Origin of the sequence: Methylobacterium indicum, from assembly GCF_017347565.1 — a bacterium.
GTDB classification, from domain to species: Bacteria; Pseudomonadota; Alphaproteobacteria; order Rhizobiales; family Beijerinckiaceae; genus Methylobacterium; species Methylobacterium indicum.
Genome location: NZ_AP024145.1, coordinates 473836 through 498798, shown reverse-complemented (window position 1 = coordinate 498798; position 24963 = coordinate 473836). Strand labels below are relative to the sequence as shown.

General features: G+C 69.1%; 19 protein-coding genes. 9 read left to right on the top strand and 10 right to left on the bottom strand.

Annotation, left to right across the window (positions count from 1 at the left end; translation table 11 throughout):
- Both urtB and urtA read right to left on the bottom strand, forming a co-directional pair.
- A complete protein-coding gene (gene urtB, locus miv_RS02335) occupies nucleotides 1-1590 on the bottom strand; it encodes an urea ABC transporter permease subunit UrtB (protein WP_058618133.1) in 1590 nt (529 codons plus the stop codon).
- 316 nt (nucleotides 1591-1906) lie between these two features.
- On the bottom strand, nucleotides 1907-3199 hold the full coding sequence (urtA, locus tag miv_RS02330; protein WP_048429777.1) for an urea ABC transporter substrate-binding protein: 1293 nt from the start codon (nucleotides 3197-3199) through the stop codon (nucleotides 1907-1909).
- Between the two features lie 260 nt (nucleotides 3200-3459).
- On the opposite strand from urtA, the gene miv_RS02325 reads away from it, so the two are divergent.
- Entirely contained in the window at nucleotides 3460-5124 is a 1665-nt protein-coding gene (locus tag miv_RS02325; RefSeq protein ID WP_207181241.1) for an alpha-amylase family protein, read from the top strand.
- Nucleotide 5125: 1 nt separating this feature from the next.
- Here miv_RS02325 and miv_RS02320 read toward each other — a convergent pair whose 3' ends face one another.
- The gene (locus miv_RS02320; protein ID WP_244748826.1) at nucleotides 5126-6157 is read right to left on the bottom strand and encodes a cysteine synthase A; all 1032 of its coding nucleotides are present in this window, start codon (nucleotides 6155-6157) and stop codon (nucleotides 5126-5128) included.
- A gap of 211 nt (nucleotides 6158-6368) precedes the next feature.
- On the opposite strand from miv_RS02320, the gene miv_RS02315 reads away from it, so the two are divergent.
- Nucleotides 6369-9860 carry an indolepyruvate ferredoxin oxidoreductase family protein gene (locus tag miv_RS02315; protein ID WP_207181239.1) on the top strand — a complete coding sequence of 1164 codons (3492 nt, stop codon included), beginning with the start codon at nucleotides 6369-6371 and terminating at the stop codon, nucleotides 9858-9860.
- 514 nt (nucleotides 9861-10374) lie between these two features.
- On the top strand, nucleotides 10375-11226 hold the full coding sequence (locus miv_RS02310; protein WP_207181238.1) for an urea carboxylase-associated family protein: 852 nt from the start codon (nucleotides 10375-10377) through the stop codon (nucleotides 11224-11226).
- A gap of 97 nt (nucleotides 11227-11323) precedes the next feature.
- On the opposite strand, the gene miv_RS02305 is transcribed toward miv_RS02310, so the two are convergent.
- Nucleotides 11324-12079, bottom strand: coding sequence for a sulfite exporter TauE/SafE family protein (locus miv_RS02305; protein ID WP_207181236.1), 756 nt, complete (start codon nucleotides 12077-12079; stop codon nucleotides 11324-11326).
- 194 nt (nucleotides 12080-12273) lie between these two features.
- Between miv_RS02305 and ruvC the strand changes: the two genes are divergently transcribed.
- Nucleotides 12274-12831, top strand: a complete 558-nt coding sequence (gene ruvC, locus miv_RS02300) for a crossover junction endodeoxyribonuclease RuvC (RefSeq protein ID WP_048427067.1) — start codon at nucleotides 12274-12276, stop codon at nucleotides 12829-12831.
- A 67-nt stretch (nucleotides 12832-12898) separates the two neighbouring features.
- On the opposite strand, the gene miv_RS02295 is transcribed toward ruvC, so the two are convergent.
- A complete protein-coding gene (locus miv_RS02295) occupies nucleotides 12899-13315 on the bottom strand; it encodes a DUF5615 family PIN-like protein (RefSeq protein ID WP_207181234.1) in 417 nt (138 codons plus the stop codon).
- Nucleotides 13312-13959, bottom strand: coding sequence for a DUF433 domain-containing protein (locus miv_RS02290; RefSeq protein WP_207181232.1), 648 nt, complete (start codon nucleotides 13957-13959; stop codon nucleotides 13312-13314). The genes miv_RS02295 and miv_RS02290 overlap by 4 nt, the downstream gene beginning before the upstream one ends.
- A gap of 153 nt (nucleotides 13960-14112) precedes the next feature.
- Between miv_RS02290 and miv_RS02285 the strand changes: the two genes are divergently transcribed.
- The 5 genes from miv_RS02285 to miv_RS02265 are packed head-to-tail and all read left to right on the top strand — an operon-like array spanning nucleotide 14113 to nucleotide 20222.
- The gene (locus tag miv_RS02285) at nucleotides 14113-15285 is read left to right on the top strand and encodes an isovaleryl-CoA dehydrogenase (RefSeq protein WP_207181230.1); all 1173 of its coding nucleotides are present in this window, start codon (nucleotides 14113-14115) and stop codon (nucleotides 15283-15285) included.
- Between the two features lie 11 nt (nucleotides 15286-15296).
- The gene (locus tag miv_RS02280; RefSeq protein ID WP_207181228.1) at nucleotides 15297-16904 is read left to right on the top strand and encodes a carboxyl transferase domain-containing protein; all 1608 of its coding nucleotides are present in this window, start codon (nucleotides 15297-15299) and stop codon (nucleotides 16902-16904) included.
- Between the two features lie 7 nt (nucleotides 16905-16911).
- A complete protein-coding gene (locus tag miv_RS02275; protein ID WP_207181226.1) occupies nucleotides 16912-18858 on the top strand; it encodes an acetyl-CoA carboxylase biotin carboxylase subunit in 1947 nt (648 codons plus the stop codon).
- Nucleotides 18855-19349, top strand: a complete 495-nt coding sequence (locus miv_RS02270; RefSeq protein WP_048427072.1) for a MaoC family dehydratase — start codon at nucleotides 18855-18857, stop codon at nucleotides 19347-19349. The genes miv_RS02275 and miv_RS02270 overlap by 4 nt, the downstream gene beginning before the upstream one ends.
- Before the next feature lie 6 nt (nucleotides 19350-19355).
- Nucleotides 19356-20222 (top strand): HpcH/HpaI aldolase/citrate lyase family protein, encoded by an 867-nt coding sequence (locus miv_RS02265; RefSeq protein WP_207181224.1) that lies wholly within the window; start codon nucleotides 19356-19358, stop codon nucleotides 20220-20222.
- A gap of 72 nt (nucleotides 20223-20294) precedes the next feature.
- Here the strand turns inward: miv_RS02265 and miv_RS02260 are convergent, their stop codons facing one another.
- The 4 genes from miv_RS02260 to miv_RS02245 all read right to left on the bottom strand — a co-directional run bounded on the left by miv_RS02260 (nucleotide 20295) and on the right by miv_RS02245 (nucleotide 24956).
- Nucleotides 20295-21131 carry an ABC transporter ATP-binding protein gene (locus miv_RS02260; protein WP_207181222.1) on the bottom strand — a complete coding sequence of 279 codons (837 nt, stop codon included), beginning with the start codon at nucleotides 21129-21131 and terminating at the stop codon, nucleotides 20295-20297.
- Between the two features lie 234 nt (nucleotides 21132-21365).
- Entirely contained in the window at nucleotides 21366-22637 is a 1272-nt protein-coding gene (locus miv_RS02255) for an ABC transporter substrate-binding protein (protein WP_207181220.1), read from the bottom strand.
- Nucleotides 22638-22989: 352 nt separating this feature from the next.
- On the bottom strand, nucleotides 22990-24063 hold the full coding sequence (locus miv_RS02250; protein ID WP_207181218.1) for a branched-chain amino acid ABC transporter permease: 1074 nt from the start codon (nucleotides 24061-24063) through the stop codon (nucleotides 22990-22992).
- Nucleotides 24063-24956: a branched-chain amino acid ABC transporter permease gene (locus tag miv_RS02245; RefSeq protein ID WP_048429761.1), complete on the bottom strand. Its 894-nt coding sequence runs from the start codon at nucleotides 24954-24956 to the stop codon at nucleotides 24063-24065. Before miv_RS02245 ends, miv_RS02250 begins: the two co-directional genes overlap by 1 nt.
- Nucleotides 24957-24963: the final 7 nt, after the last annotated feature.

Here is a 24963-nt window from a genome sequence, read left to right as displayed (position 1 = left end):
TCAGGCCTCCACCGCCCGGCCCTTGAGCGCGAACAGGCCGCGCGGCCGCTTCTGGATGAACAGGATGATGAAGACGAGGAGCAGGATCTTGCCGAGCACCGCGCCCGCATAGGGCTCGAGGAACTTGTTGGCGACGCCGAGCGTGAGCGCCGCCACCAGCGTGCCCCACAGGTTGCCGACGCCGCCGAAGACCACGACCAGGAACGAATCGATGATGTAGCCCTGGCCGAGATTGGGCGAGACGTTGTCGATCTGCGAGAGCGCGACCCCCGCCACGCCGGCGATGCCCGAGCCGAGGCCGAAGGTGAAGGCGTCGATCCAGGGCGTGCGGATGCCCATGGCGGCGGCCATGCGGCGGTTCTGGGTGACGGCGCGGGTCTTCAGGCCGAAGGAGGTCGCCTTCAGGATCAGGTTGAGGGCGACGAAGACGGCGAGCGCGAACACCACGATCCACAGCCGGCCCCAGGTGATCGAGAGGCCGAAGAGATCGAAGGCGCCGGACATGTAGGACGGCGCGCCGACCTCGCGGTTGGTCGGGCCGAAGACCGAGCGCACCGCCTGCTGGAGGATGAGGCTGATGCCCCAGGTGGCGAGCAGGGTCTCCAGCGGCCGGCCGTAGAGGTGGCGGATGACGGTCCGCTCGATCAGGACGCCGACGGCGCCGGCCGCCAGGAAGGCGAGCGGGATCGCGATCGGCAGCGACCAGTCGAACAGGCCAGGGGCCTTCTGGCGGATCAGCTCCTGCACCAGGTAGGTGGTGTAGGCGCCGAGCATCACCATCTCGCCATGCGCCATGTTGATGATGCCCATCACCCCGAAGGTGATGGCAAGGCCGATGGCGGCGAGCAGCAGCACCGAGCCGAGCGACACGCCGTACCAGGCGTTCTGGACGTTCGCGATCAGGGCCTGGCGGGTCTCGATGCTGGACACGCCGCGGGCGGCGGCGTCGCGCACGCTCTGGGCGGGATCGGTCGCGAGGCCGCGCAGGATGCCGAGCGCTTCCGAATCGCCGCGGGCCTGGAGGATGTCGATCGCCGAAAGCCGCTCGATCTCAGGGGTGCCGGACTTCGCCAGCAACGCCGCGGCGCGGGCCTCCTGCAGGCTGCGCTTCACGCCCGCGTCGGATTCGCGGGCGAGCGCGGCGTCGAGGGCCGGCAGCGCGGCGGCGTCGCGGGCCTTGAACACCGCATCGGCGGCGTTGCGGCGGGTGGCGGCGTCGGGGGCGAGCAGGTTGAGGCTGCCGAGGGCGGCGTCGATCGCGCGGCGGACCCGGTTGTTGACGCGCACGGGCTTGAGGCCGTCGGGGCTCACGGCGGCGCCGGTGCGGGCGTCGGTCACCTTGGCGCCGTCCTTGATGGCGAGCGCCTTGTCGTCCGGGCGGTAGAGCAGGCGGTTGTCGGCGAGCGCACGCAGGACCGGCCCGGCCTTGGGATCGCCGCTGGTGGCGAGCGCCGCGATGCCGGCCTCGATGTCGGAATAGCTGTCGCTGGCGAGCCGGGCATAGGCGGCGTCGGGCCCGGTCTGCGCGGCGGCGGGCAGGGCCCAGACGGCGCACCAGGCGACGAGGAGAAGGACGAGGCAACGGCGCATTCAGTCAGTGTCCGGGGGAGAAGAATGTATTTGCCTCGCGAGACGAGGCGGCGGTGGTGGCGTCCATCGTGCTGGGCGCCCGCCCCTTTCCCGGACGACTGGAACGAAGTGGAAGGAGATCCGGGATCCAGCACGAGACGCCGCGAAGCGTCCGCTCGTCTGCAACGTCGCAGTTTGCAGAGCCGCTTCGCGGCGCTTCTCTTGCTGGATCCCGGATCTCCTTCCGCTGGCGCTGCAGTCGTCCGGGAAAGGGGAGCCAGGAGGCATCCCCTTGCAGCCTCTCCCCTTCCGGGGGAGAGGCCTATCGTCAGGCGCCTTACGCGCCGCCGCACTTCTTCGTCTGGGTGTTGTAGTTGCCGCACTTGAGCTTCACCCAATCGGCCTCGAGGTCCTTCGAGCCCTCGAGCTGCTTCGACCACGCCTCGCCGGGGATGAGGTCTTTGGTCTTCCACACCACGTCGAACTGGCCGGAGGCCTCGATCTCGCCGATGAAGACCGGCTTGGTGATGTGGTGGTTCGGCAGCATCTTGGCGGTGCCGCCGGTGAGGTTCGCCTGCTCGATGCCGGGCAGCGCGTCGATCACCTTGTCGGGATCGGTGCTGCCGGCCTTCTCGACCGCCTTCACCCACATGTTGAAGCCGATGTAGCTCGCCTCCATCGGGTCGTTGGTGACGGCCTTGGGGTTCTTCTTGAACGCCTGCCACTGCTTGATGAACGCCTCGTTCTCCGGCGTCTTGATCGACTCGAAGTAGTTCCACGCGGCGAGGTGGCCGACGAGCGGCTTGGCGTCGATGCCGGCCAGCTCCTCCTCGCCGACCGAGAAGGCCATCACCGGGATGTCGGTGGCCTTGATGCCCTGGTTGCCGAGCTCCTTGTAGAACGGCACGTTGGCGTCGCCGTTGACGGTCGAGACCACCGCGGTCTTCTTGCCGGCCGAGCCGAACGCCTTGATCTTCGACACCTCCGTCTGCCAGTCCGAGAAGCCGAACGGGGTGTAGTTGATCATGATGTCCTCGTCCTTCACCCCCTTCGACTTGAGGTAGGCTTCGAGGATCTTGTTGGTGGTGCGCGGGTAGACGTAGTCCGTCCCCTCCAGCACCCAGCGCTTGGTGCCGCCGCCATCCTCCGACATCAGGTAGTCGACCGCCGGGATCGCCTGCTGGTTCGGCGCCGCGCCGGTATAGAACACGTTGCGCTCGCTCTCCTCGCCCTCGTACTGGACGGGGTAGAACAGGATGTTGTTGAGCTCCTTGAACACCGGCAGCACGGACTTGCGCGACACGCTGGTCCAGCAGCCGAACACCGCCGAGACCTTGTCCTTGGCGATCAGCTCGCGCGCCTTCTCGGCGAAGAGCGGCCAGTTCGAGGCCGGATCGACCACCACCGCCTCGAGCTTCTTGCCGAGCACGCCGCCCTTCTTGTTCTGCTCGTCGATGAGCATCAGCATGGCGTCTTTGAGCGTCGTCTCGGAGATCGCCATCGTGCCCGAGAGCGAGTGCAGGATGCCGACCTTGATGGTCTCCTGCGCCGAGGCGGCCGTGTTCGCCAGCGTGCCGAGTGCCACGCCGCCCGCGACCGCAGCGCGCGAGAGCCAACCCTTCCACGTCATCGTCATCGTCTCCCTGGGCCGATGCGGCCGCGCACCGATCCGCAAAGCTCGTGCCAAGGAATTTTTCGAAAAGGTTCCCGCCGCTCCAGGCTCATTTTGTGGGCATGCGCCGGATTTCGGGGCCGTTTGCCCGTGTTCCACCACCCAATCTGCCTGCCTTGGCGCCATTCTGCCTAGGCCGGCGCCAAGGCTACGCTCGCGCCGCGCCTGCCCTAATTGTCCAGTCGAGCGACAATCGACGAGGCGTGAGGAGAACCGGGGTGATCGAGGACCTCTGGTACAAGAACGCGGTGATCTACTGCCTCTCGGTCGGCTCCTTCATGGATGCCAACGGCGACGGCATCGGCGATTTCGAGGGACTGGAACGTCGCCTCGATTATCTGCTCGGCCTCGGGGTGACGGCGATCTGGCTGCACCCGTTCCAGCCCTCGCCGGGGCGCGACCACGGCTACGACGTGGCCGATTATTACGGCGTCGATCCGCGCTACGGCACGCTCGGCGACTTCGTCGCCTTCACGCACGCCGCCAAGCAGCGCGGCATGCGGGTGCTGATCGACCTCGTGGTCAACCACACCTCCGACCAGCATCCCTGGTTCAAGGCCGCCCGCTCCGACCCCGACGCCCCTACCCGCGACTGGTACGTCTGGTCGAAGACCAAGCCGGCGAACGCCCACGAGGGCGTGGTCTTCCCGGGCGTGCAGAAGAGCACCTGGACCTACGACAAGGAAGCCAAGGCCTGGTACTTCCACCGCTTCTACGACTTCCAGCCCGACCTCAACACCGCCAACCCCCACGTCCAGGCCGAGATCCTGAAGATCATGGGGTTCTGGATCCAGCTCGGCGTCTCGGGCTTCCGGATGGACGCGGTGCCGTTCGTCATCGCCGAGAAGGGGCCGGAGGTCTCGGGGGAGCCGCGCGAGCAGTTCGAGCTCCTGCGCCTCTTCCGCGAGTTTTTGCAATGGCGCCAGGGCGACGCGATCATCCTGGCCGAGGCCAATGTCCTGCCGCGCCAGGACCTCGACTATTTCGGCGACGACGCCGACCGCATGCACATGATGTTCAACTTCCAGGTCAACCAGGCTTTGTTCTACGCGCTGGCCTCGGCCGATGCGCGCCCCCTGGTCAAGGCGCTGCAGAAGACCTGGAACCGGCCGCCCTCGGCGCAATGGGCGATCTTCCTGCGCAACCACGACGAGCTCGACCTCGGCCGGCTCACCGAGAAGCAGCGCCAGACCGTCTTCCAGGCCTTCGGCCCCGAGCCCGAGATGCAGCTCTACGACCGCGGCATCCGCCGCCGCCTCGCGCCGATGCTCGGCGGCGACCGGCGCCGGATCGAGCTCGCCTACAGCCTGATGTTCACCCTGCCGGGCACGCCGGTGCTGCGCTACGGCGACGAGATCGGCATGGGCGACGACCTCTCGCTGCCCGAGCGCGACTGCGCCCGCACGCCGATGCAGTGGTCGCACGAGCCCCAGGGCGGCTTCAGCCTGAACGACCGCCCGGAATCGCCGCCGATCCACGAGGGCCCGTATGCCTTCAGCCACGTCAACGCGGCGGCCCAGCGCTGCGCGCCGGAATCGCTCCTCAACTGGATGGAGCGCATCATCCGCATGCGCAAGGAGGTGCCGGAGATCGGCTGGGGCGACTTCACGGCGCTCGACACCGGCGATACCGGGATCCTCGCCCTGCGCTACGACTGGCGCAACAACGCGGTGCTGTGCCTGCACAACCTGTCGCCGGAGCCGAAGGAGATCACCTTCGCCACCGGCCTCGACGGCGACGGCCGCAACCTGATCGACCTGCTGACCGGCCAGCGCAGCCTCGCCAACGACGACGGCTGCCACCGGGTGCTCATGGAGGGCTACGGGTATCGGTGGTTCCGGGTCGGAGGCCTGGACTACCTGCTGCGGCGCAGCGAGATCTGACTCACCCCACCAGCCCCGGATCGATCGTCCGGGGCGCCGCGAGCCAGTGCGGCACCGGCAGGTCGCGGGCGCGCAGGAAGTCGGGGTCGAACAGCTTCGAGGCGTAGCGGGTGCCGTAGTCGCACAGGATCGTCACGATGGTGTGGCCGGGGCCGAGATGGCGGGCGAGCCGGATCGCGCCGGCCACGTTGATGCCCGACGAGCCGCCGAGGCACAGGCCCTCCTCCTCCAGGAGGCCGAAGACCAGCGGCAGCGCTTCGCTGTCCGGGATGCCGAACGACACGTCCGGGCGAAAACCCTCGAGGTTGCCGGTGATGCGGCCCTGGCCGATGCCCTCGGTGATCGAGTTGCCCGAGGCCTTGAGTTCCCCGGTGGCGTAGTAGGGGTGCAGCGCCGAGCCGTCGGGATCGGCGAGCCCGATCGCTACCCCGGGGTTGCGGGCGCGCAAAGCCGCCGCGGTGCCGGCGAGCGTGCCGCCGGTGCCGGCCGCGCAGATGAAGCCGTCGACCTTGCCCCCGGTCGCCTCCCAGATCTCGGGACCCGTCGTGGCGATATGGGCCTCGCGGTTGGCGAGGTTGTCGAACTGGTCGGCGAAGAAGGCGCCGCCGGGCTCGGTGGCGGCGAGCCGCTCGGCGAGGCGGCCGGCCACCTTCACGTAGTTGTTGGGGTTGGCAAACGGCACCGCCGGCACCTCGACGAGGTCGGCCCCGGCGAGCCGCAACGCCTGCTTCTTCTCCGCCGATTGCGTGTCGGGGATCACGATCACGGTGCGGTAGCCCCGCGCCGCGCCGACGAGCGCCAGCCCGATGCCGGTATTGCCCGCCGTGCCCTCGACGATGGTGCCGCCCGGCCGCAGGGTGCCGGCGCGCTCGGCCGCCTCGACCATCGACAGGGCGGCGCGGTCCTTCACCGACTGGCCCGGATTCATGAACTCGGCCTTGCCCAGGATGGTGCAGCCGGTCTCCGCCGAGGCGCGCTTGAGGCGGATCAAGGGCGTGCCGCCGATCGCGGCGAGGATGTCGGGGCGGATCATCGGGACCATCCGGTGCGGGCGGGCGAAGGGCCCACCAAGGGTGACCGGTGATGCCGCGAAACCGCAGGAGCGGCAAGGCGCGCCGGCCTGGAATGCTTCCAGGTCGCGTTGACGCCCAGCCCCGTAAATGTCAGCCTTCCTGCCATATCGGCGTGGTCTCGAGAGGCTGGTGAAACCGGCCCGCACCGCGCGAGGAGGAGAGGAACACGCGATGGGCACGCCCGCGACCACCCCGTCCCTTCGGCCGGTCAGCCTCGACGACAAGTACGACCTCTCCCGCGACCAGGTCTTCGTCACCGGCACTCAGGCCGTGATCCGGATGCTCTTGATGCAGCAGGCCCGCGACCGGGCGGCGGGGCTCAACACCGCGGGTTTCGTATCGGGCTATCGCGGCTCGCCGATCGGCGGGCTCGACCAGAACCTGGTCCGGGCGAAGAAAGTCCTCGACGCCGCCAACATCGTCTTTCAGCCCGGCCTCAACGAGGAACTGGCCGCCACCGCCCTGTGGGGCTCGCAGCAGGCCGAGATGCGGGGCGAGGGCCGCTACGACGGCGTGTTCGGCCTCTGGTACGGCAAGGGCCCGGGCGTCGACCGCTCCGGCGACGTGTTTCGCCACGCCAACATGGCCGGCACCTCGCGCCACGGCGGCGTGCTGGCGCTGATGGGCGACGACCACACGGCGGAATCCTCCACCGTCGCGCACCAGTCGGAGTTCCACTTCGTCGACGTCATGAGCCCGATCCTGAACCCGGCCGGCGTGCAGGAGATCCTGGATTACGGCCTCTACGGCTACGCGATGAGCCGCTATTGCGGCACCTGGGTCGCCTTCAAGTGCATCAAGGAGAACATCGAATCGACCGCGAGCGTCGATGCCCGCCTCGACCGGGTGAAGATCGTTCTCCCCGACGATTTTCTCATGCCGCCGGGCGGGCTCAACATCCGCACGCCGGACGGCATCCTCGAGCAGGAGGCCCGCCTCCAGGACTTCAAGCGCGACGCCATGCTGGCCTTCGTGCGCGCCAACAACCTCAACCGCATCGTGCTCTCGGGCGGGCGCCAGCCGAAGATCGGCATCATCACGGTCGGCAAGTCCTATCTCGACGTGCGCCAGGCGATGGACGACCTCGGCCTCGACGAGGTCAAGGCCAACGACATGGGGTTGCGCCTCTACAAGGTCGCCTGCCCGTGGCCCCTGTCGCGGCGCGAACTCGCGGCGTTCGCGGACGGCCTCGACCTCGTGATGGTGGTAGAGGAGAAGCGCTCGCTGATCGAGGTGCAGCTGCGCGAGGAGCTGTACGGGTCGGCCCACCAGCCGGTCTGCATCGGCAAGCGGGACGAGGCGGGGAACTGGCTCTTCCCGGTGAAGGGCGCGCTCGATCCCAACGACATCGCGGTGGCCCTCGGCGAGCGCCTGCTGCGCTACCACCGCAACGACGACCTCGCGGGGCGCGTCGCCCGGCTCAAGGGGGCGCAGGAGCGGCTGGCCCAGACCGCCGACATCGCGGCCCGGATCCCGCATTTCTGCGCCGGCTGCCCGCATAATTCCTCGACCAAGGTGCCCGACGGCATGCGGGCCTATGCGGGCATCGGCTGCCACTACATGGCGCAGTGGATGGACCGCGAGACCGACGGCTTCACCCAGATGGGCGGCGAGGGCGCGAACTGGATCGGCGAGAACGCCTTTTCCAAGCGCGGCCACGTCTTCCAGAATCTCGGCGACGGTACCTACAACCATTCGGGGTCGCTGGCCTTGCGCTGGGCCGTCGATACCGGCACGACGATCACCTACAAGATCCTGTTCAACGACGCGGTGGCGATGACCGGCGGCCAGCCGCACGAGGGCGGGCTCACCGTCGACCGCATCGCCGCGCAGGTGCGGGCGGAGGGCGTCGAGCGCATCGCGCTCGTCACCGACGAGCCGGACAAGTACCCCTCGACGGTGAGCTGGCCGCACGGGTTGACGATCCACCACCGCGACGAGCTGGACGCGGTGCAGCGGGAACTGGCCACCGTGCCGGGCGTCTCGGTGATGATCTACGACCAGACCTGCGCCTCCGAGAAGCGCCGCCGGCGCAAGCGCAACGCCTATCCCGACCCCGACAAGCGGGTGATCATCAACGAACTCGTCTGCGAAGGCTGCGGCGACTGCTCGGTGCAGTCGAACTGCGTCGCGGTGCAGCCGGTCGAGACCGAGTTCGGCCGCAAGCGCCGCATCGACCAGTCGAGCTGCAACAAGGACTTTTCCTGCGTGAAGGGGTTTTGCCCGTCCTTCGTGACGGTGCACGGCGCCAAGCCCCGCAGCACGCCGGCCGGTGTCCCGGTGGCGACCGACGCGGCGCCGGACGCCGGCCTGCCCGAGCCGGCGATCCCTGCGATCGACGGCACCTACAACCTGATCGTCACCGGCGTCGGCGGGACCGGCGTGGTGACGGTCGGGGCGATCCTCGGCATGGCGGCGCATCTCGAGGGCAAGGGCCTCGGCATGATCGACATGGCCGGCCTCGCCCAGAAGGGCGGGGCGGTGTTCAGCCACGTGCGGCTGGCGAACCGCCAGGAGGACATCCACGCCATCCGGGTCGGGGCGGGCGCCGCCGACCTCGTGCTCGGCTGCGACCTCGTCGTCAGCGGCAACCGCAAGGTGCTGTCGGCGATCGCCAGAGGTCGCACCCACCTCGTCGTCAACACCGCCGAGGTGATGCCGGGCGAGTTCACCCGCCGGCCCGATTTTTCCCTGCCGGCCGAGCGGATCAAGCGGGCGATCCGCGAGGCCGCCGGGCCCGAGCACGCCGATTTCACCGATGCGACGAGCCTCGCGGTCTCGGTGCTCGGCAATGCGCTCGCCGCCAACATGTTCATGCTGGGCTTCGCCTGGCAGCGCGGGCGGGTGCCGCTGTCGCGGGACGCGCTCCTGAAGGCGATCGAGCTCAACCGCGAGGCGGTGGCGATGAACCGCGCCGCCTTCGCCTGGGGCCGGCGCGCGGCGGCCTCGCCCGAGACCATGCGGGCGGTCGAGGCGCCCGCCCCGGACCTGGCGCCGGATCTCGACGGGGTGATCGCCAAGCGCGTCGCCTTCCTGACCGCCTACCAGGACGCGGCTTACGCCGCGCGCTACGCCCAAACCATCTCGGCCCTGCGGGCGCGGGAATCGGCGACCGTGCCCGGCCAGTCGGCCCTGACCGACGCCGCCGCCCGCTCGCTCTTTCGGCTGATGGCCTACAAGGACGAGTACGAAGTCGCGCGGCTCTACACCGACGGCAGCTTCCAGGCCCAGGTCCAGCGCACCTTCGAGGGCGAGAACCTCCGCTACGAGTTCCACCTCGCCCCGCCGCTGCTCGCCCGCCGCGACCCCGCCACCGGCCGGCCGCGCAAGATGACCTTCGGGCCCTGGATGATGACGGCGTTCGGGATGCTGGCCCGGATGAAGGCCTTGCGCGGCACCGCCTTCGATCCGTTCGGCTACACGCGGGAGCGGCGCGAGGAGCGGCGGCTGGTGCAGGATTTCGAGGCGCTGCTCACGGAGATCGCCTGCGACCTCACGCCCGCCAACCACGCCGCGGCGGTGGGCTTGGCCGGCCTGCCCCAGCGCATCCGCGGCTACGGGCCGGTGAAGGCGAAGAACCTGGAGGCGGCGCGGGACGAGGAGGCGACGTTGCTGGCCCGCTTCCGCAGCCAGGACGCCCCGCTCGCGACGGCGGCGGAGTAGAGCGCTCTTTCCGACCCACAAGGGCATGGCTGACCGGGGAAAAGAAAAGGCGCGCCTCAACCCTCCCCCCTCTGCGGGGGAGGGTGGCCCCTGCATCAGCAGGGGCCGGGAGAGGGGCAGCGCGACGTTGATCCAGGGAGCGCCCGCCAGAACGGCTCTGCCATATCCGGAAGCGTGGTTCCCCTCTCCCGGCCTGCTCCGCAGGCCACCCTCCCCCGCAGAGGCTGGCGTGTTCACACTTCTCGGTTCGAGAGCTTTCCCCTCAAAGGTAATGCGCCTCTCCTCCCCCTTGTGGGGAGGAGTTGGAGGTGGGGGTGGTGCCGCGTAGAGCGCGAGGCTACTCCGGCACCACCCCCACCCCTAACCCCTCCCCACAAGGGGGAGGGGAAAGCGCGCCTATTCACAGAGGGTTAGCTCTCAAGCCGAGATGTGTGAATCCGCTAGCCCGCAGAGGGGGGAGGGGAAGTGCCTTCTCCTCCGCCACCCCTGCCACACCCCACCCGGAGCCCCCGGCATGAAGGACTTTCCCGCCGCCTATCAAGTCAGCGAAGGCTCGGCCCTGTCGGTCGACCGGCCGTTCTACGAACGGATCGCCGCCGAGACCGGCGGGCGCAGCCTGGTCGATGCCTTCACCATCCCGATCCGCTTTGGGCGGGCCTGGAGCGTGCCGGCGGGCCACGTTTTCCGCATCGTGGCGCCGGAGGGGCCGCAGGTCGGCGACCTCAACATCTGGAACCGGCACGACCCGCGCGAGCGGCTATGGGCGGCGCGCACCCGCCAGCTTCAGGGCGCCCATGTCACGACCTTCGACCGGCTGTGGTCGACCCTGCCGTTCCTGCGCCCGCTCGTCACCATCACGGCCGACACACTGGCGCATTACGGCACCGACGAATATGGCGGCCGGGTCCACGATCTCCTCGGCACCCGCTGCGACCCCTACGTCAACAAGCTGCTCACCGGCCAGGACTTCCACTTCCACTGCCACTCGAACCTCACCCGCGCGGTGATGCCGTTCGGCCTGACCGAATTCGACGTCCACGACGTGCTCAACGTGTTCCAGGTCACCGGCCTCAACCACGACGACCTGTACTTCATGCGCGACTGCCCGGCCAAAGCCGGCGACTACCTCGAATTCTTCGCCGAGATCGACCTGCTCTGCGCCCTCTCGACCTGCCCGGGCGGCGACCTCTCGGTGCCGCTCTGGGGCCCCGACGCCCGCGACCCGATCGACGTGTGCCGGCCGCTCGCCGTCGAGGTCTATCGGCTCGCACCGGACCTGACCGAGGGCTGGCGGAGCCCGGAGGTGGCCCCCTATCGCGGCCAGCACGGGCTCCAGGCCGAGAAGGGCTGGTGGGACAAGGCCTAGAGCATTTTCCGACGAAGTGGATGCCGGTTCGTCGAAGAAAATGCGGCAAAACAAAGACTTAGAGAGCTTCGCGATTGCAACGCGATCGTGAAGCGCTCTAGCGGAGCGGCAACGCCAAACAGACCGCCACCAGGATCACCGCGTAGGCGACCGTGCGGAACATCCGGTCGGAGGCGCGGTGGAAGCCCTGCGAGCCGACCCAGAGGCCCAGGCCGTAGGGCAGGAGCAGCGGCACCGCCTCCGCGAAGCGGGGACCGGTGAGCACGCCGGTCGCCGTGAATACGACACCCGAGATCAGGGTCGAGAGGCCGAAATACGCCATCAGGTTGTCGCGCACCTGACGCGCGGAGGCGCGCTGGCTGGCGAGCCAGAACACGGCGAGCGGCATGCCGCCGAGCGCGGCAAAGCCGCTCGCCAGGCCCGAGGCGCCCCCCGTCGCGAGCGAGAGCGGCAGCGACGGGTCCGCCTTGTAGCGCCAGCCCGAGACGAGCGCGGCGAGCGCCAGCAAGATCGCGCCCGCGGTGATCCAGCGGGTCAGCGTCGGATCGAGATGGGTGAGGAGCTGCACGCCGACCGGCAGCAGGAGGGTGGAGCCGATCAGCAGCGGCACCACCTCGCGCCAGACCGCCCGCGGGGCGGAGCGGGCGCCGAACCACAGCGAGAACGGTGCGTCGACCACCCAGATCAGCCCGACCGCCGCCGCCGGGCCGACGGCAGCGGCGGCCACCGGCACGAACACCATCGCGAAGCCGAAGCCGGTGAAGCCGCGCACCAGCCCGCCGACGAGCGCGGCGAGGAACAGGGTGGCGGCCCGGGCGTCGAGCGGGAGCAGCGCGGCGAGATCGAGTGACATAAGGTCACCACGCACCCCACGGTGACGATTCGTCAAGGTCTCGGGCGCAAGGGTGCTTCAGGCATGTTCACGGAACGTCCCGTGCTGGCGGTGCAGCGGTTTCCCGGCTAGACACCGGCGCTCTTCGCGCCGGGACGGTTTTTCGGCATGATGCGGGCGCCGCCCGCACCCACGGCAAGGACACCTGAGCGGCGATGAGCGAACCGATCCGCATCCTGGGCATCGATCCGGGCCTGCGCCGCACCGGCTGGGGCCTGATCACCGTGACGGGCACCCGCCTCGCCTTCGTGGCGAGCGGCACCGTGACCTCGAACGGCGACGACGACCTCGCCACCCGCCTGTGCAGCCTGCACGAGGGCCTGACCAAGGTCGTCGCCACGATGCTCCCCGACGAGGCCGCCGTGGAAGAAACCTTCGTCAACAAGGACGCGCAGGCGACCCTGAAGCTCGGCCATGCCCGCGCCGTCGCCCTGCTGGTGCCGGCGCTCGCCGGCCTGCCGGTGGCCGAATACGCCGCCAATCTGGTGAAGAAGACCGTGGTCGGCGCCGGCCACGCCGAGAAGGACCAGGTCGGCGCCATGGTGCGCTTCCTCCTGCCGAAGGCCACCGCCGACACGGCGGATGCGGCGGATGCGCTCGCCATCGCCATCACCCATGCCAGCCACCGCGCGGCGCGGATGCGGGCCGCGACCCATGCCGCGGCGGCGGGACCGGGCGCCGGCCGGATCGCCCGGGCGGTGGCGCGGGGTTAGGGACAGCGGCCCGGTCAGTTCGAGTTGCGAGGGATCGTCGTCGAACCTCGACAGACCGCGTCGCGGGTCATGTCACTGGTAATGGATAGCGCTCGATCACGACGTCCGTCTCGTCGGCCGTGATCTCGAGCACATGGTTGACCAGATCGTCGCCGAGGGCGGCGATCTCGTCGAGCGCGATGTCGAACAGTTCCTCCTGCAGGGCGAGGTTCATGCCGGGCGGGCCGTTCAAGCAGACGAGCCCGGCATGAATCGGTTGCAGCGCATGCAGACCGGGCTTGCCCGGCGCACCGGCAGGACCGCGGAAATCGTAGGAATTCTTCGTCACCAGCGTCCAGTCTTCATCCACCGCGCGACGGATCAGGTGCCAGTCCTGAATACCGCCAAGGCCGAGCCAGTGGACATGCGAGGATTCCGCATATCCTCTGTCTCGCGCCATCGTCGTCAGCCGCTGGCTCAGGCATTCGTCGATCAGAAACTTCATCCGGCCGTCTTGCGCGGTACGCGCTTGCGCTCGACGGGCCGAATACCAGCGGACAGGACAGTGCCGCGCGGCCGCCCACGCAGCGGGTGGGCGGTGGCGTAGATGACTGCAAGCTCGATCTGACGATCGGTCAGCGACGGGTAGGCGTCGCGGATGCGCCCGATCGGTTCGCCGGCTCCCACCGACGCGGCGACGTCGTGCACGGGCACACGCGTCCCGCGCAGCACCTCGGCCCCTCTCATCACTGCCGCGTCGCGCGACACTTCAGCCTCGGCCTCGCGCAGCCGCTCGTAACCGCATGCGGTGCGCGCGAGGAACGGCGCAAGATCGACGCTCCAGTATTCTTCGTCGAGCGTCCAGTTCTGGCGCGAGAGCGCGCTATACTGCGAAAACTCGACGTGACGCAGCCGTTCCTCGAAGCGCGTGAGGATGTGCTTGCGGAGACCCGGCGTGAAGGTGTCGGCCGCCGCATAATAGAAGGCGATCATCACGCAGGCGCCGGGCGTGAGCCGGCGGCCGTCGTCGAGCACGGAGAAACCCTCCGGGAGCACATGCTCGTCGATCGCGCGGTCGACCGCCTTCACGGCGATGCCGGACACGAAGGCCGCCTCCGGTGGGCGGAGCAGGTCGGTCCGTTCAGCCATGATTGCCGTCATAACTCTTCCGCATGATCGGAAGATATATGGGCCGCGTCTGCGTTTCAATGGATCGGCGCTCGGGCGTCGCGCGGACGGCGGAGACGGCTTGTCTTAAAAAACGATCGTTCGTATGAATGGGGAAAATGGGAGGAGGCGCCGATGATCCCGAACGCCGCGCGTGAATTCAACTTCGGCCTGGGCGAGACTGCCGAGGCGATCCGCGACAGCGTGCGCAGCTTCGCGCAGGAGAAGATCGCGCCGCGGGCCGAGGAGATCGACCGCACCAACACCTTCCCACGCGACCTCTGGCCCGAGATGGGGGCGCTCGGCCTCCACGGCATCACGGTCGAGGAGGAGTATGGCGGCCTCGGCCTCGGCTACCTCGCCCATTGCGTGGCGATGGAGGAGGTGTCGCGGGCCTCGGCCTCGGTCGGCCTGTCGTACGGCGCGCATTCCAACCTGTGCGTCAACCAGATCACGCGCAACGGCTCGGACGCGCAGAAGCGGAAATACCTGCCCAAGCTCATCTCCGGCGAGCATGTGGGGGCGCTCGCGATGTCGGAGCCGGGGGCCGGCTCGGACGTGGTGTCGATGAGGACCCGCGCCGAGAAGCGGGGCGACCGCTACGTGCTCACCGGCTCGAAGATGTGGATCACCAACGGACCCATCGCCGAGACCCTGGTGGTCTACGCCAAGACCGACCCGGCGGCGGGGCCCCGCGGCATCACCGCCTTCCTGGTCGAGAAGGGCATGAAGGGATTCTCCACCGCCCAGAAGCTCGACAAGCTCGGCATGCGCGGCTCGGATACCTGCGAGTTGGTCTTCGAGGAGTGCGAGGTCCCGGAGGAGAACGTGCTCGGCCAGGTCGGCCGCGGCGTCAACGTGCTGATGTCGGGCCTCGATTACGAGCGGGCGGTGCTGGCGGCGGGGCCGCTCGGCATCATGCAGGCCTGCCTCGACGTGGTGATGCCCTACGTCCACGAGCGCAAGCAGTTCGGCCAGGCGATCGGCGAGTTCCAGCTTGTCCAGGGCAAGCTCGCCGACATGTACGTCTCGACCAACGCCGCCAAGGCCTATGTCTACGCGGTGGCCCAGGCCTGCGACCGCGGCGAGACCACCCGGGAGGACGCGGCCGGCGCGATCCTCTACGCCGCCGAGCGGGCGACGCAATGCGCCCTCGACGCGATCCAGCTCCTCGGCGGCAACGGCTACATCAACGACTACCCGACCGGGCGCCTGCTGCGTGACGCCAAGCTCTACGAGATCGGCGCCGGCACCAGCGAGATCCGCCGGATGCTGATCGGCCGCGAGCTCTTCACCAAATCCGCCTGAGGGTCGAGCCGATGCCGGTCATTCCCACCAGCGCCGACCTCACCTCCGGGGCGGCGGAGCAGAACCGCGCCGCCTGGGGCGAGTTGCGCTCCGCCCTCAAGAGCCACCGCGCCAAGGCCGCCGCCGGCGGGCCGGCGCGGGCCCGCGAGCGCCACGTCGCCCGCGGCAAGCTCCTGCCCCGCGACCGGGTGCTGCGCCTGCTCGATCCGGGCTCGCCGTTCCTGGAAGTCGGGGGCCTCGCCGCTCACGGGATGTACGGCGACGAGATCCACGCCGCCGGAATCCTCACCGGCATCGGCCGGGTGGCCGGCCGCGAGGTGATGGTGGTCTGCAACGACGCCACCATCAAGGGCGGCACCTACTACCCGCTCACCGTCAAGAAGCACCTGCGGGCGCAGGAGATCGCGCTCCAGAATCGGCTGCCCTGCCTCTACCTCGTCGATTCCGGCGGCGCCAACCTGCCGCAGCAGACGGAAGTCTTTCCCGACCGCGAGCATTTCGGCCGCATCTTCTACAACCAGGCGCAGATGTCGGCCGCCGGCATCCCGCAGATCGCCTGCGTGATGGGCTCCTGCACGGCCGGCGGCGCCTACGTGCCGGCGATGTCGGACGAGAGCGTGATCGTGCGCCGCCAGGGCACGATCTTCCTCGGCGGTCCCCCTCTCGTGAAGGCGGCAACCGGCGAGATGGTGAGCGCGGAAGACCTCGGCGGCGCCGACGTGCATGCCCGGCTGTCGGGCGTCGCCGACCATTACGCCACCGACGATGCCCACGCGCTCGCCATCCTGCGCCGCATCGTCGGGGGCCTCAACACCGTCAAGCGGCCCGATCTCGACATCGCGGCCTCCGTCGAGCCGGCCTACGGGGCGAGCGACCTCGACGCCCTGGTGCCCACGGACCTGCGCAAGCAGTACGACGCCCGCGAACTCATCGCCCGCCTCGTCGACGGCTCGGAGTTCGACGAGTTCAAGCGGCTCTACGGCACCACGCTGGTCACGGGCTTTGCCCGGCTGCACGGCATGCCGGTCGGGATCCTCGCCAATAACGGCATCCTGTACTCGGAGAGCGCGCTGAAAGGCGCGCACTTCATCGAACTCTGCTGCCAGCGCCGGATTCCGCTGATCTTCCTCCAGAACATCTCCGGCTTCATGGTCGGGCGCGAGGTCGAGGCCGGGGGCATCGCCAAGAACGGGGCGAAGCTCGTGACCGCCGTGGCCACCGCGGCGGTGCCGAAGCTCACGGTGATCGTCGGCGGCTCGTACGGGGCCGGCAATTACGGCATGTGCGGCCGGGCCTACTCGCCGCGCTTCCTGTTCGCCTGGCCGAACTCCCGCATCTCGGTGATGGGCGCCGAGCAGGCGGCGAGCGTGCTCGCCACCGTCAAGCGCGACAACATCGAGGCCGGGGGCGGCGCCTGGAGCCCTCAAGAGGAAGAGGCGTTCAAGGCGCCGATCCGCGCCGGGTTCGAGGAGGAGGGCTCGCCCTACTACGCCACGGCGCGGCTGTGGGACGACGGCATCATCCTGCCCGAGGAGACGCGCCGGGTGCTCGGCCTCTCGCTCTCGGCCTGCCTCAACGCGCCGGTGCCGGAGACCCGGTTCGGCCTGTTCCGGATGTGAGGACAGCATGACCACACGCCGCCTCGCCTCCGTCCTGATCGCCAACCGCGGCGAGATCGCCTGCCGGGTGATCCGCACCGCCCGGGCCCTCGGGATGCGCACCATCGCGGTCCATTCCGAGGCCGACCGCGACGCGATGCACGTCGCACTGGCCGATGAAGCCCACTGCATCGGCCCGGCCGAGGCCTCCGCCTCGTACCTGCGCATCGACCGCATCATCGAAGCGGCCCGGGCGAGCGGGGCCGAGTGCATCCACCCGGGCTACGGCTTCCTGTCGGAGCGGCCGGACTTCGCCGAGGCCTGCGCGCAAGCCGGCATCGTCTTCGTCGGACCTCCTGCGTCGGCCATCCGCGCCATGGGCCTCAAGGATGCGGCGAAGGCGCTGGTGGCAGAAGCCGGCGTGCCGGTGGTGCCGGGCTATCACGGCGCCCGCCAGGAGCCCGACTTCCTCGCCGCGGAGGCGGCGGCGATCGGATACCCCGTCCTCATCAAGGCGGTGGCCGGCGGCGGCGGCAAGGGCATGCGCCGAGTCGAGGGACCGGCAGACTTCGCCGATGCGCTGGCTTCCGCGCAGCGGGAAGCCCAGAACGCCTTCGGCGACCCGCGGGTGCTGGTCGAGAAGTACGTCCTGTCGCCGCGCCACGTCGAGATCCAGGTTTTTTGCGATGGCCACGGCAATGCCGTCCACCTGTTCGAGCGCGATTGCTCGCTCCAGCGCCGCCACCAGAAGGTGATCGAGGAGGCGCCCGCCCCCGGCATGCCCGACGAGGTCCGCGCCGCCATGGGCCGGGCCGCCGTCGAGGCGGCGAAGGCGGTCGGCTATGTCGGCGCCGGCACGGTCGAGTTCATCGCCGACGGCCGCGAGGGCCTGCGCCCCGACGGCTTCTGGTTCATGGAGATGAATACCCGGCTCCAGGTCGAGCATCCGGTGACCGAGGCGATCACCGGGCACGACCTCGTGGAATGGCAGTTCCGCGTCGCTTCCGGCGAGGCGCTGCCGGTCGATCAGGCGGGGCTCGCGATCCGCGGCCACGCCGTCGAGGCCAGGCTCTACGCCGAGGATCCGGATCACGGTTTCCTGCCCTCGACGGGTCCGCTGCGGGCGCTCGTTCTGCCGTCCGGTGAGGGCATCCGGGTCGATACCGGCGTGCGGGCGGGCGACCGGGTGACCCCGTTCTACGACCCGATGATCGCCAAGGTGATCGCCCACGGCGCCACCCGCGACGAGGCGCTGGATCGGCTGGCGGGGGCGCTCGGCCGCACGCTGGTGGCGGGGCCGAAGACCAACGTCGCCTTCCTGAAGGCACTGGCCGAGGCGCCGGATTTTCGCGAAGGCCGCTTCGATACCGGCTTCATCGACCGCGACCTCGCGGCCCTGACGGCACCGAGCCCGCACCGCGACGCTGCGATCCGGGCCGGACTCCGCGCCCTGGTGACGCGGGACCGGCCCGCCGGCGCCGGTTCGCCCTGGGACGCGGCGGACGGGTTCCAGCTCGGCGAGGCCCGGCGCCAGACCTATCCCTTCATGCTCGAGGGCGAGCCGGCCGAGGCCGTGCTGCACTGGGGTCCGTCCGGGCTCACGGTGGAGTACGACACGGCCGGCCCCGAGCCGGATTCCGTCACGGTGGTGGAGGCGCCGCCCGGCCTGCTGGTGCTCGCCGAGGGCCGCCAGATCGCGCTCAGCCCCCCCGACCCCTTCGCGGTCGATCTCGACCACATCGACCAGGGCGGTACCATCAAGGCGCCGATGCACGGCCGCCTCGTCGCGGTGCTGGTCGCCCCCGGCGACAATGTGGTGCGCGGCCAGCGCCTCGCGGTGGTCGAGGCGATGAAGATGGAGCACGCGCTGACCGCGCCTGCCGACGGCACGGTCGCCGAGGTCCTGGCGGAGGCCGGCCAGCAGGTCGCCGAGGGCGCCCGCCTGATCACCCTGACCACGGAGGATGCCGCGTGAGCACGATTCCGGCTTCGACCCATCCGCGCGGCGGGCTGTACTTCGAGGATTTCGAGGTCGGCGCCACGCTCCGCCATCGCCTCACCCGGACGGTGACGCAGATGGACAACATGCTCTTCTCCAACATGACGCTGAACCCGCAGCCGCTCCACATCGACGCGCATTTCTGCGCCACCGAGACCGAGTGGGGCCGGCCGCTGATGAACTCGCTGTTCACCCTCGGCCTGATGATCGGCATCTCGGTCAACGACACGACCGTCGGCACCACGATCGGCAATCTCGGCATGACCGAGACCCGCTTTCCCGCCCCGCTGTTCGAGGGCGACACGGTGAGCGTGACGACGGAGGTCGCCGCCAAGCGCGAATCGCGCTCGCGGCCCACCGCCGGCATCGTCGACTTCATCCACCGGGCCTATAACCAGGACGGCACGCTGGTGGCGGAATGCCGCCGCCAGGCGATGATGCGCAAGCGACCCGCGAGCGAGGCCTGAGATCCGATGCGCTCCCTGCTGTTCGTCCCCGGTGACTCGCCCCGCAAGCAGGAGAAGGGGCTGGAAGTCGGCGCCGACGCCCTGATCCTCGACCTCGAGGATTCGGTCGCCCTGCCGGAGAAGGGCAAGGCCCGCGAAATCGCCGCCGGCTTCCTGGCGCGGATGCGCGACGTCGCCGGCCGGCCCAGGCTCTACGTGCGCGTCAACGCCCTCGATACCGGCCTCACCGAGGACGACCTCGCCGCGGTGATGCCGCACGCGCCCGACGGGATCATGCTGCCGAAGGCCGAGGGCGGCCCGAGCGTGGGGCAGCTCGGCGCGCGCCTCGCCGTCCACGAGGCGGAACACGGGCTGCCGGACGGCGCCACCCGCATCCTGCCGATCGCCACCGAGACCGCCCGCGCCGTCTTCGCACTCCAGAGCCTGCCGGGAGCGAGCCGGCGGCTCTCCGGCATCACCTGGGGGGCGGAGGATCTCTCCGCCGATCTCGGCGCCGAGACCAACCGGGGCGAGGACGGCGCCTGGACCGCGCCGTTCGTGCTCGCCCGCAACCTGACCCTGATGGCGGCGGCCGCCGCGGAGGTCGACGCGATCGACACCATCAACGCCCTGTTTCGCGACCTCGACGGGCTCGCCCGCGAGTGCCGGGAGGCGCGGCGCGACGGGTTCGCCGGCAAGATGGCGATCCATCCGGCGCAGGTCGCGGTGATCAACGAGGCCTTCACGCCGACCGACGCGGCACTCGCGCAGGCGCGCAAGGTCGTGGCCGCCTTCGCGGAGGCGCCCGGCATGGGCGTCGTCGGCATCGACGGCGAGATGTTCGACCGGCCGCACCTGCGCCGGGCGGAGCGGCTGCTGGCACGGCTGGGGTGAGGCGGCGTCCGTAGCCGCCTCCGCTCATCCCGGGAGCCGCCGGGCAGACCGCGGGATGGCTGGACGGGCGCGTCAGATCCAGCGCTTGCGCCGCTTGAAGCTCTTCAGGTTGCGAAAGCTCTTGCGCTGGTCGCCGGCGCCGCCGAGGTAGAATTCCTTCACGTCCTCGTTGGTGCGCAGCTCCTCGACCGTGCCGTCGAGCACCACCTTGCCCTGCTCCATGATGTAGCCGCGGTCGGCCACCGACAGGGCCGCGCGGGCATTCTGCTCGACGAGCAGGATGGTGACGCCGAGATCCTGGTTGATCTGGCGGATGATCGAAAAGACCTCCTTCACCAGGAGCGGCGAGAGGCCCATCGAGGGCTCGTCCATCAGGATCAGGCGCGGGCGGGCCATCAGCGCGCGGCCGATCGCCAGCATCTGCTGCTCGCCGCCCGAGAGGTAGCCGGCGGCACCGGTGCGCTCCTTCAGGCGCGGAAAGTAGGTCAGCACCCGTTCGAGATCCGGGCCGATCTCCTTGTCGCGGCGCGAGAAGGCGCCGAGGCGCAAATTCTCCATCGGCGTCATGTCGGCGACGATACGGCGGCCCTCCATCACCTGGAAGATGCCGCGGCGCACGATCCTGTCGGGCTCGATGCCGTCGATGCGGGTGCCGTCGAACACGATCTCGCCGCGGGTGACCTCGCCGTCCTCCGAGCGCAGGAGGCCCGAGATGGCCTTGAGCGTCGTCGACTTGCCGGCGCCGTTGGCGCCGAGCAAAGCCGTGATCGAGCCCGCCGGCACGTCGAGGCTCAGGCCCCGCAGGACCAGGATCACGTCGTCGTAGACGACCTCGACGTTGCGCAAGCTGAGGAGCGGGGCCTGAGTGGCCTCTTGGGTCGGGCGTTCGAGGGTCGTGACCTGCGACATCGGATGGCTTTCAGTCAGCGAGATGCGACGTCGAACCCTCCCCCCTCTGCGGGGGAGGGTGACGAGCGGATGCGAGCCGGGAGAGGGGCAGCGCGACGCTATTCCAGGGAGCGCCCTTCAGAACAGGTCCGCTTTATCCGGAAGCGTCGCCCCCTCTCCCGCCCCGCATCCGCGGGGCACCCTCCCCCGCAGAGGGGGGAGGGTTACGGGCGGGTCATCTGTCAAGGACGGCCCTTACCACCCCTGCCACTCGCTCTTGCGCGGCAGCGTCACGGTCTTGACCGGCTCGAGCTTGATCGTGCCGGCCTTCATCAGGTCGGGCAGCGCCCCGTCGGTCGGGCCCGAGACCTTGGCGCGGTAGATGTGGACCTCCATCATCCCGCGATGGTCGGTGGGCGACCAGGTCGAGGGGACGCAGACGCCCTCCATCCCGGCCGGCACCCAGTCCTTCTTCTGGTAGAAGCCCTTGCGGACGTTGGGGCCGGCAAGCCCGCCATTGTCCTTGGCCCAGGCCAGCGCCTCGGTCATGTAGAGGGCGGCGCAGATACCGGTATAGTAGTGCACCGGGCGATAGGCGGTGCCGGCGGCATCCGACACCTTCGAGATCTCGGCCGCCATCGCCATGCCGGGCGCGGTGCTGCCGCTCACCGCCGCGGTGCGGACCGGGAAGACGACGCCGTTCGCCGCCTCGCCGGCCGCCTTGGCGGCGTTCTCGTCCATGCCCCAGACGTTGCCCATGAACTGGATGTCGGTGCCGACCGACTTGCAGGACTTCAGAAGCGAGATGTTCGAGCCGCCGGTATTGCCGAGATAGGCGTAGTTCGCCCCGGCATTCTTGGCGGTGAGGCATTGCGCCGTGTAGTCGCCGGGCGCAAGCGCGAAGACGATCGCCGGCAGCACCTCGAAGCCGAGGTCCTTCGCCATCGCCTCGCCGGCTTCCTTGGGCGAGTTCGGGTAGGGGTGGTTGCCGCCCATATGGACGTATTTCGGCTTGCCGGTCTTGCCCTTGGCCTTCCAGTCGTCGGCGGCCCATAGCAGCATGGCGCGGAGCGCGTCCGAGTAGGACGGGCCGTAGAAGAAGTTGTAGGGCGCGGCCTTGGCCTTGCCGCTGGCGCCGGTCGGGTCGCTGACCTGCGCGGCGTAGCTCCCGGAGATGTACGGGATCTCGTCCTTGGTGACGAAGGCCGACAAAGCCTCGGTGTCGGCGGTGCCCCAGCCCTGGATCGCCGCGACCTTGTCGCGCCCGCCGGTCCACTTCTTGTAGAGCGCGACGGCGCGCGGCACCTGGTAGCCGTAATCGACCGACTCGACGTTCATCTTCTCGCCCTTGATGCCGCCCTTGCGGTTCACGTAGGCGAGCGCGTCGGCCACCCCTTGGGCGTAGGGCACGCCGACATCCGAGGTGGCGCCGCTCTGGTCGGCGAGATGGCCGATCGGGATCTCGGCGGCGAGGGCGGGAACGGCCAGGGCGAGAATGGCGGCCGAGGACAGGGACAGGCGAAGCATGGGTCTGGTTTCCTCCGGTGGGTGGGCTGGTTCGCCAGCCTCGTCGATGATGTTTACGGTACACGACAGAGAATGATGGCCAAGCCAATTATTCGTGCCGATTCTTCGCGACCCTCTCCCTTTCCCGGACGACTGGAGCGTCAGCGGAAGGAGATCCGGGATCCAGCGGTAAAACTTCGCGAAGCGACCGACTGCCCGCAACGGTGCAGTCTGCTGAGCCGCTTCGCGGCACATCTTGTGCTGGATCCCGGATCTCCTTCCACTTCGTTCCAGTCGTCCGGGAAAGGGAGAGCTCGTGGTCAGTGTCCCCCTTGATCCGGCCGCGATCCGCCTGGCTTGTTTGTCGATGATGTCAGTGCGAGAACGGATACAGCTTCCAGTACGCCTTGATCTGGCGCCAGCGATGGGCGAGCCCGTCGGGCTCGAACATCAGGAAGAGCACGATCACCAGACCGATCGCCATCTCGCGCAGGAAGGACAGGTTGTCCTTGAGCGACAAGGCCCGGTCGAGGGCCGAGCCGCGGACCGCGTCGGTGAGCCAGCCCATGGCTTCGGGCACCAGCACCATGAAGGCGGTGCCCATCAGCGTGCCCATGATCGAGCCGAGCCCGCCGATGATGATCATGCCGAGGAACTGGATCGAGAGCAGGATGCCGAAGCCCTCGACCGAGACGAATTGCAGGTAATGCGCGTAGAGCGCGCCGCCGATGCCGGCGAAGAAGGCCGAGAGGCCGAAGGACAGGGTGCGGTAGCGGGTGAGGTTGATCCCCATCATCTCCGCCGAGAGGTAGTGGTCGCGGACCGCCACCAGCGCCCGGCCGTCGCGGGAGCGCATCAGGTTGGTGGCGAGCACGAAGGTCAGCATCAGATAGGCCAGCACCACGTAGAAGTAGCGGTGGTCGGTGTCGAAAGCAAAGCCGAAGATCAAGAAGGCGTCGGCCGCGGTGCCGGCGACGCCTCCGGTGAACCAGTTCGCCCGGGCGAAGAAATCCTGCAGGATGTACTGCGCGGCGAGCGTCGCGATGGCGAGGTAGAGCCCCTTCAGGCGGGCCGCCGGCAGGCCGAAGATCAACCCGACCGCCGTCGTCAGGACGCCGGCGAGCGGGATCGCGAAGAAGACGGGAATCCCGTAATTGTTCGACAGCCAGGCCGACGCGAAGGCGCCGAAGCCGAAGAAGGCGGCGTGCCCGATCGAGATCTGCCCGGTGAAGCCGACCAGGATGTTGAGTCCCAGAGCCGCCACCGCGAAGTAGCCGATCTGTATCAGCAGGCTCAGCCAGTAGCGGTCGAGCACCAGGGGCGCGCAGCAGAGCAAGGCCAGCCCCGCCCAGACCGCGTAGCGGCTGCCGGCGGTGGGGAAGATGGTCGTGTCGGCGGCATACGTGGTGCGGTAGTCGCCGGCGGGGATCAGGCTCTGGGTCGCCATCAGACGCGCTCGATGTCACGGGTTCCGAACAGGCCGTAGGGCTTGATCATCAGGATCACCACCAGGACGTAGAAGGGAACGATCTCGTAGAGGTTGCCCCAGTGCAGGTACTGGCCGTCGACGTATTGCGCGACGTTCTCCAGCACCCCGATGACGAGGCCGCCGATCACCGCGCCGACGACCGAATCGAGCCCGCCGAGGATGACGGCCGGAAACACCTTGATGCCGTAGAGCGACAGGGCCGAGGACACGCCGTTGACGATGCCGACCACGATGCCGGCGACCGACGACACCACCGCCGAGATCGCCCAGGCCATCGCGAACACGTTGCGCACCGAGATGCCGAGGGATTGGGCCACCTGCTGGTTGAAGGCGGTGGCCCGCATGGCGAGCCCGTGCTTCGAATACTGGAAGAACCAGGCGAAGCCCGCCATCATGGCGACCGAGATGCCGAGGCTCATCAGGTACACGGTCTGGATCTCGAGCCCGAGGAACGACACCGACTGGGTCTGGAAGATCGGCGGGAAGGGCTGGGCGAAGACGCCGAACAGCCACTTGCACAGGGCCTGGAAGAAGATCGACAGGCCGATCGTCACCATGATGACCGAGATGATCGGCTCGCCAATCAGGGGTCTCAGCACCACGACTTGCAGCGCGATGCCGAAGACCAGCATGAACGCGAAGGTGATGCCCATGCCGACGAGGAACGGCAGCTGGTAGGTGGTGAGCAGCCACCAGCACACCCAGGCGCCGATCAGCAGGAACTCGCCCTGGGCGAAGTTCACGACCTGGCTCGCCTTGTAGATCAGGACGAAGCTCATCGCGACCACGCCGTAGAGGGCGCCGACGATCAGCCCGTTGACGACGAGCTGGAGCAAGAGGTGGGTGTTCATGGCCTCA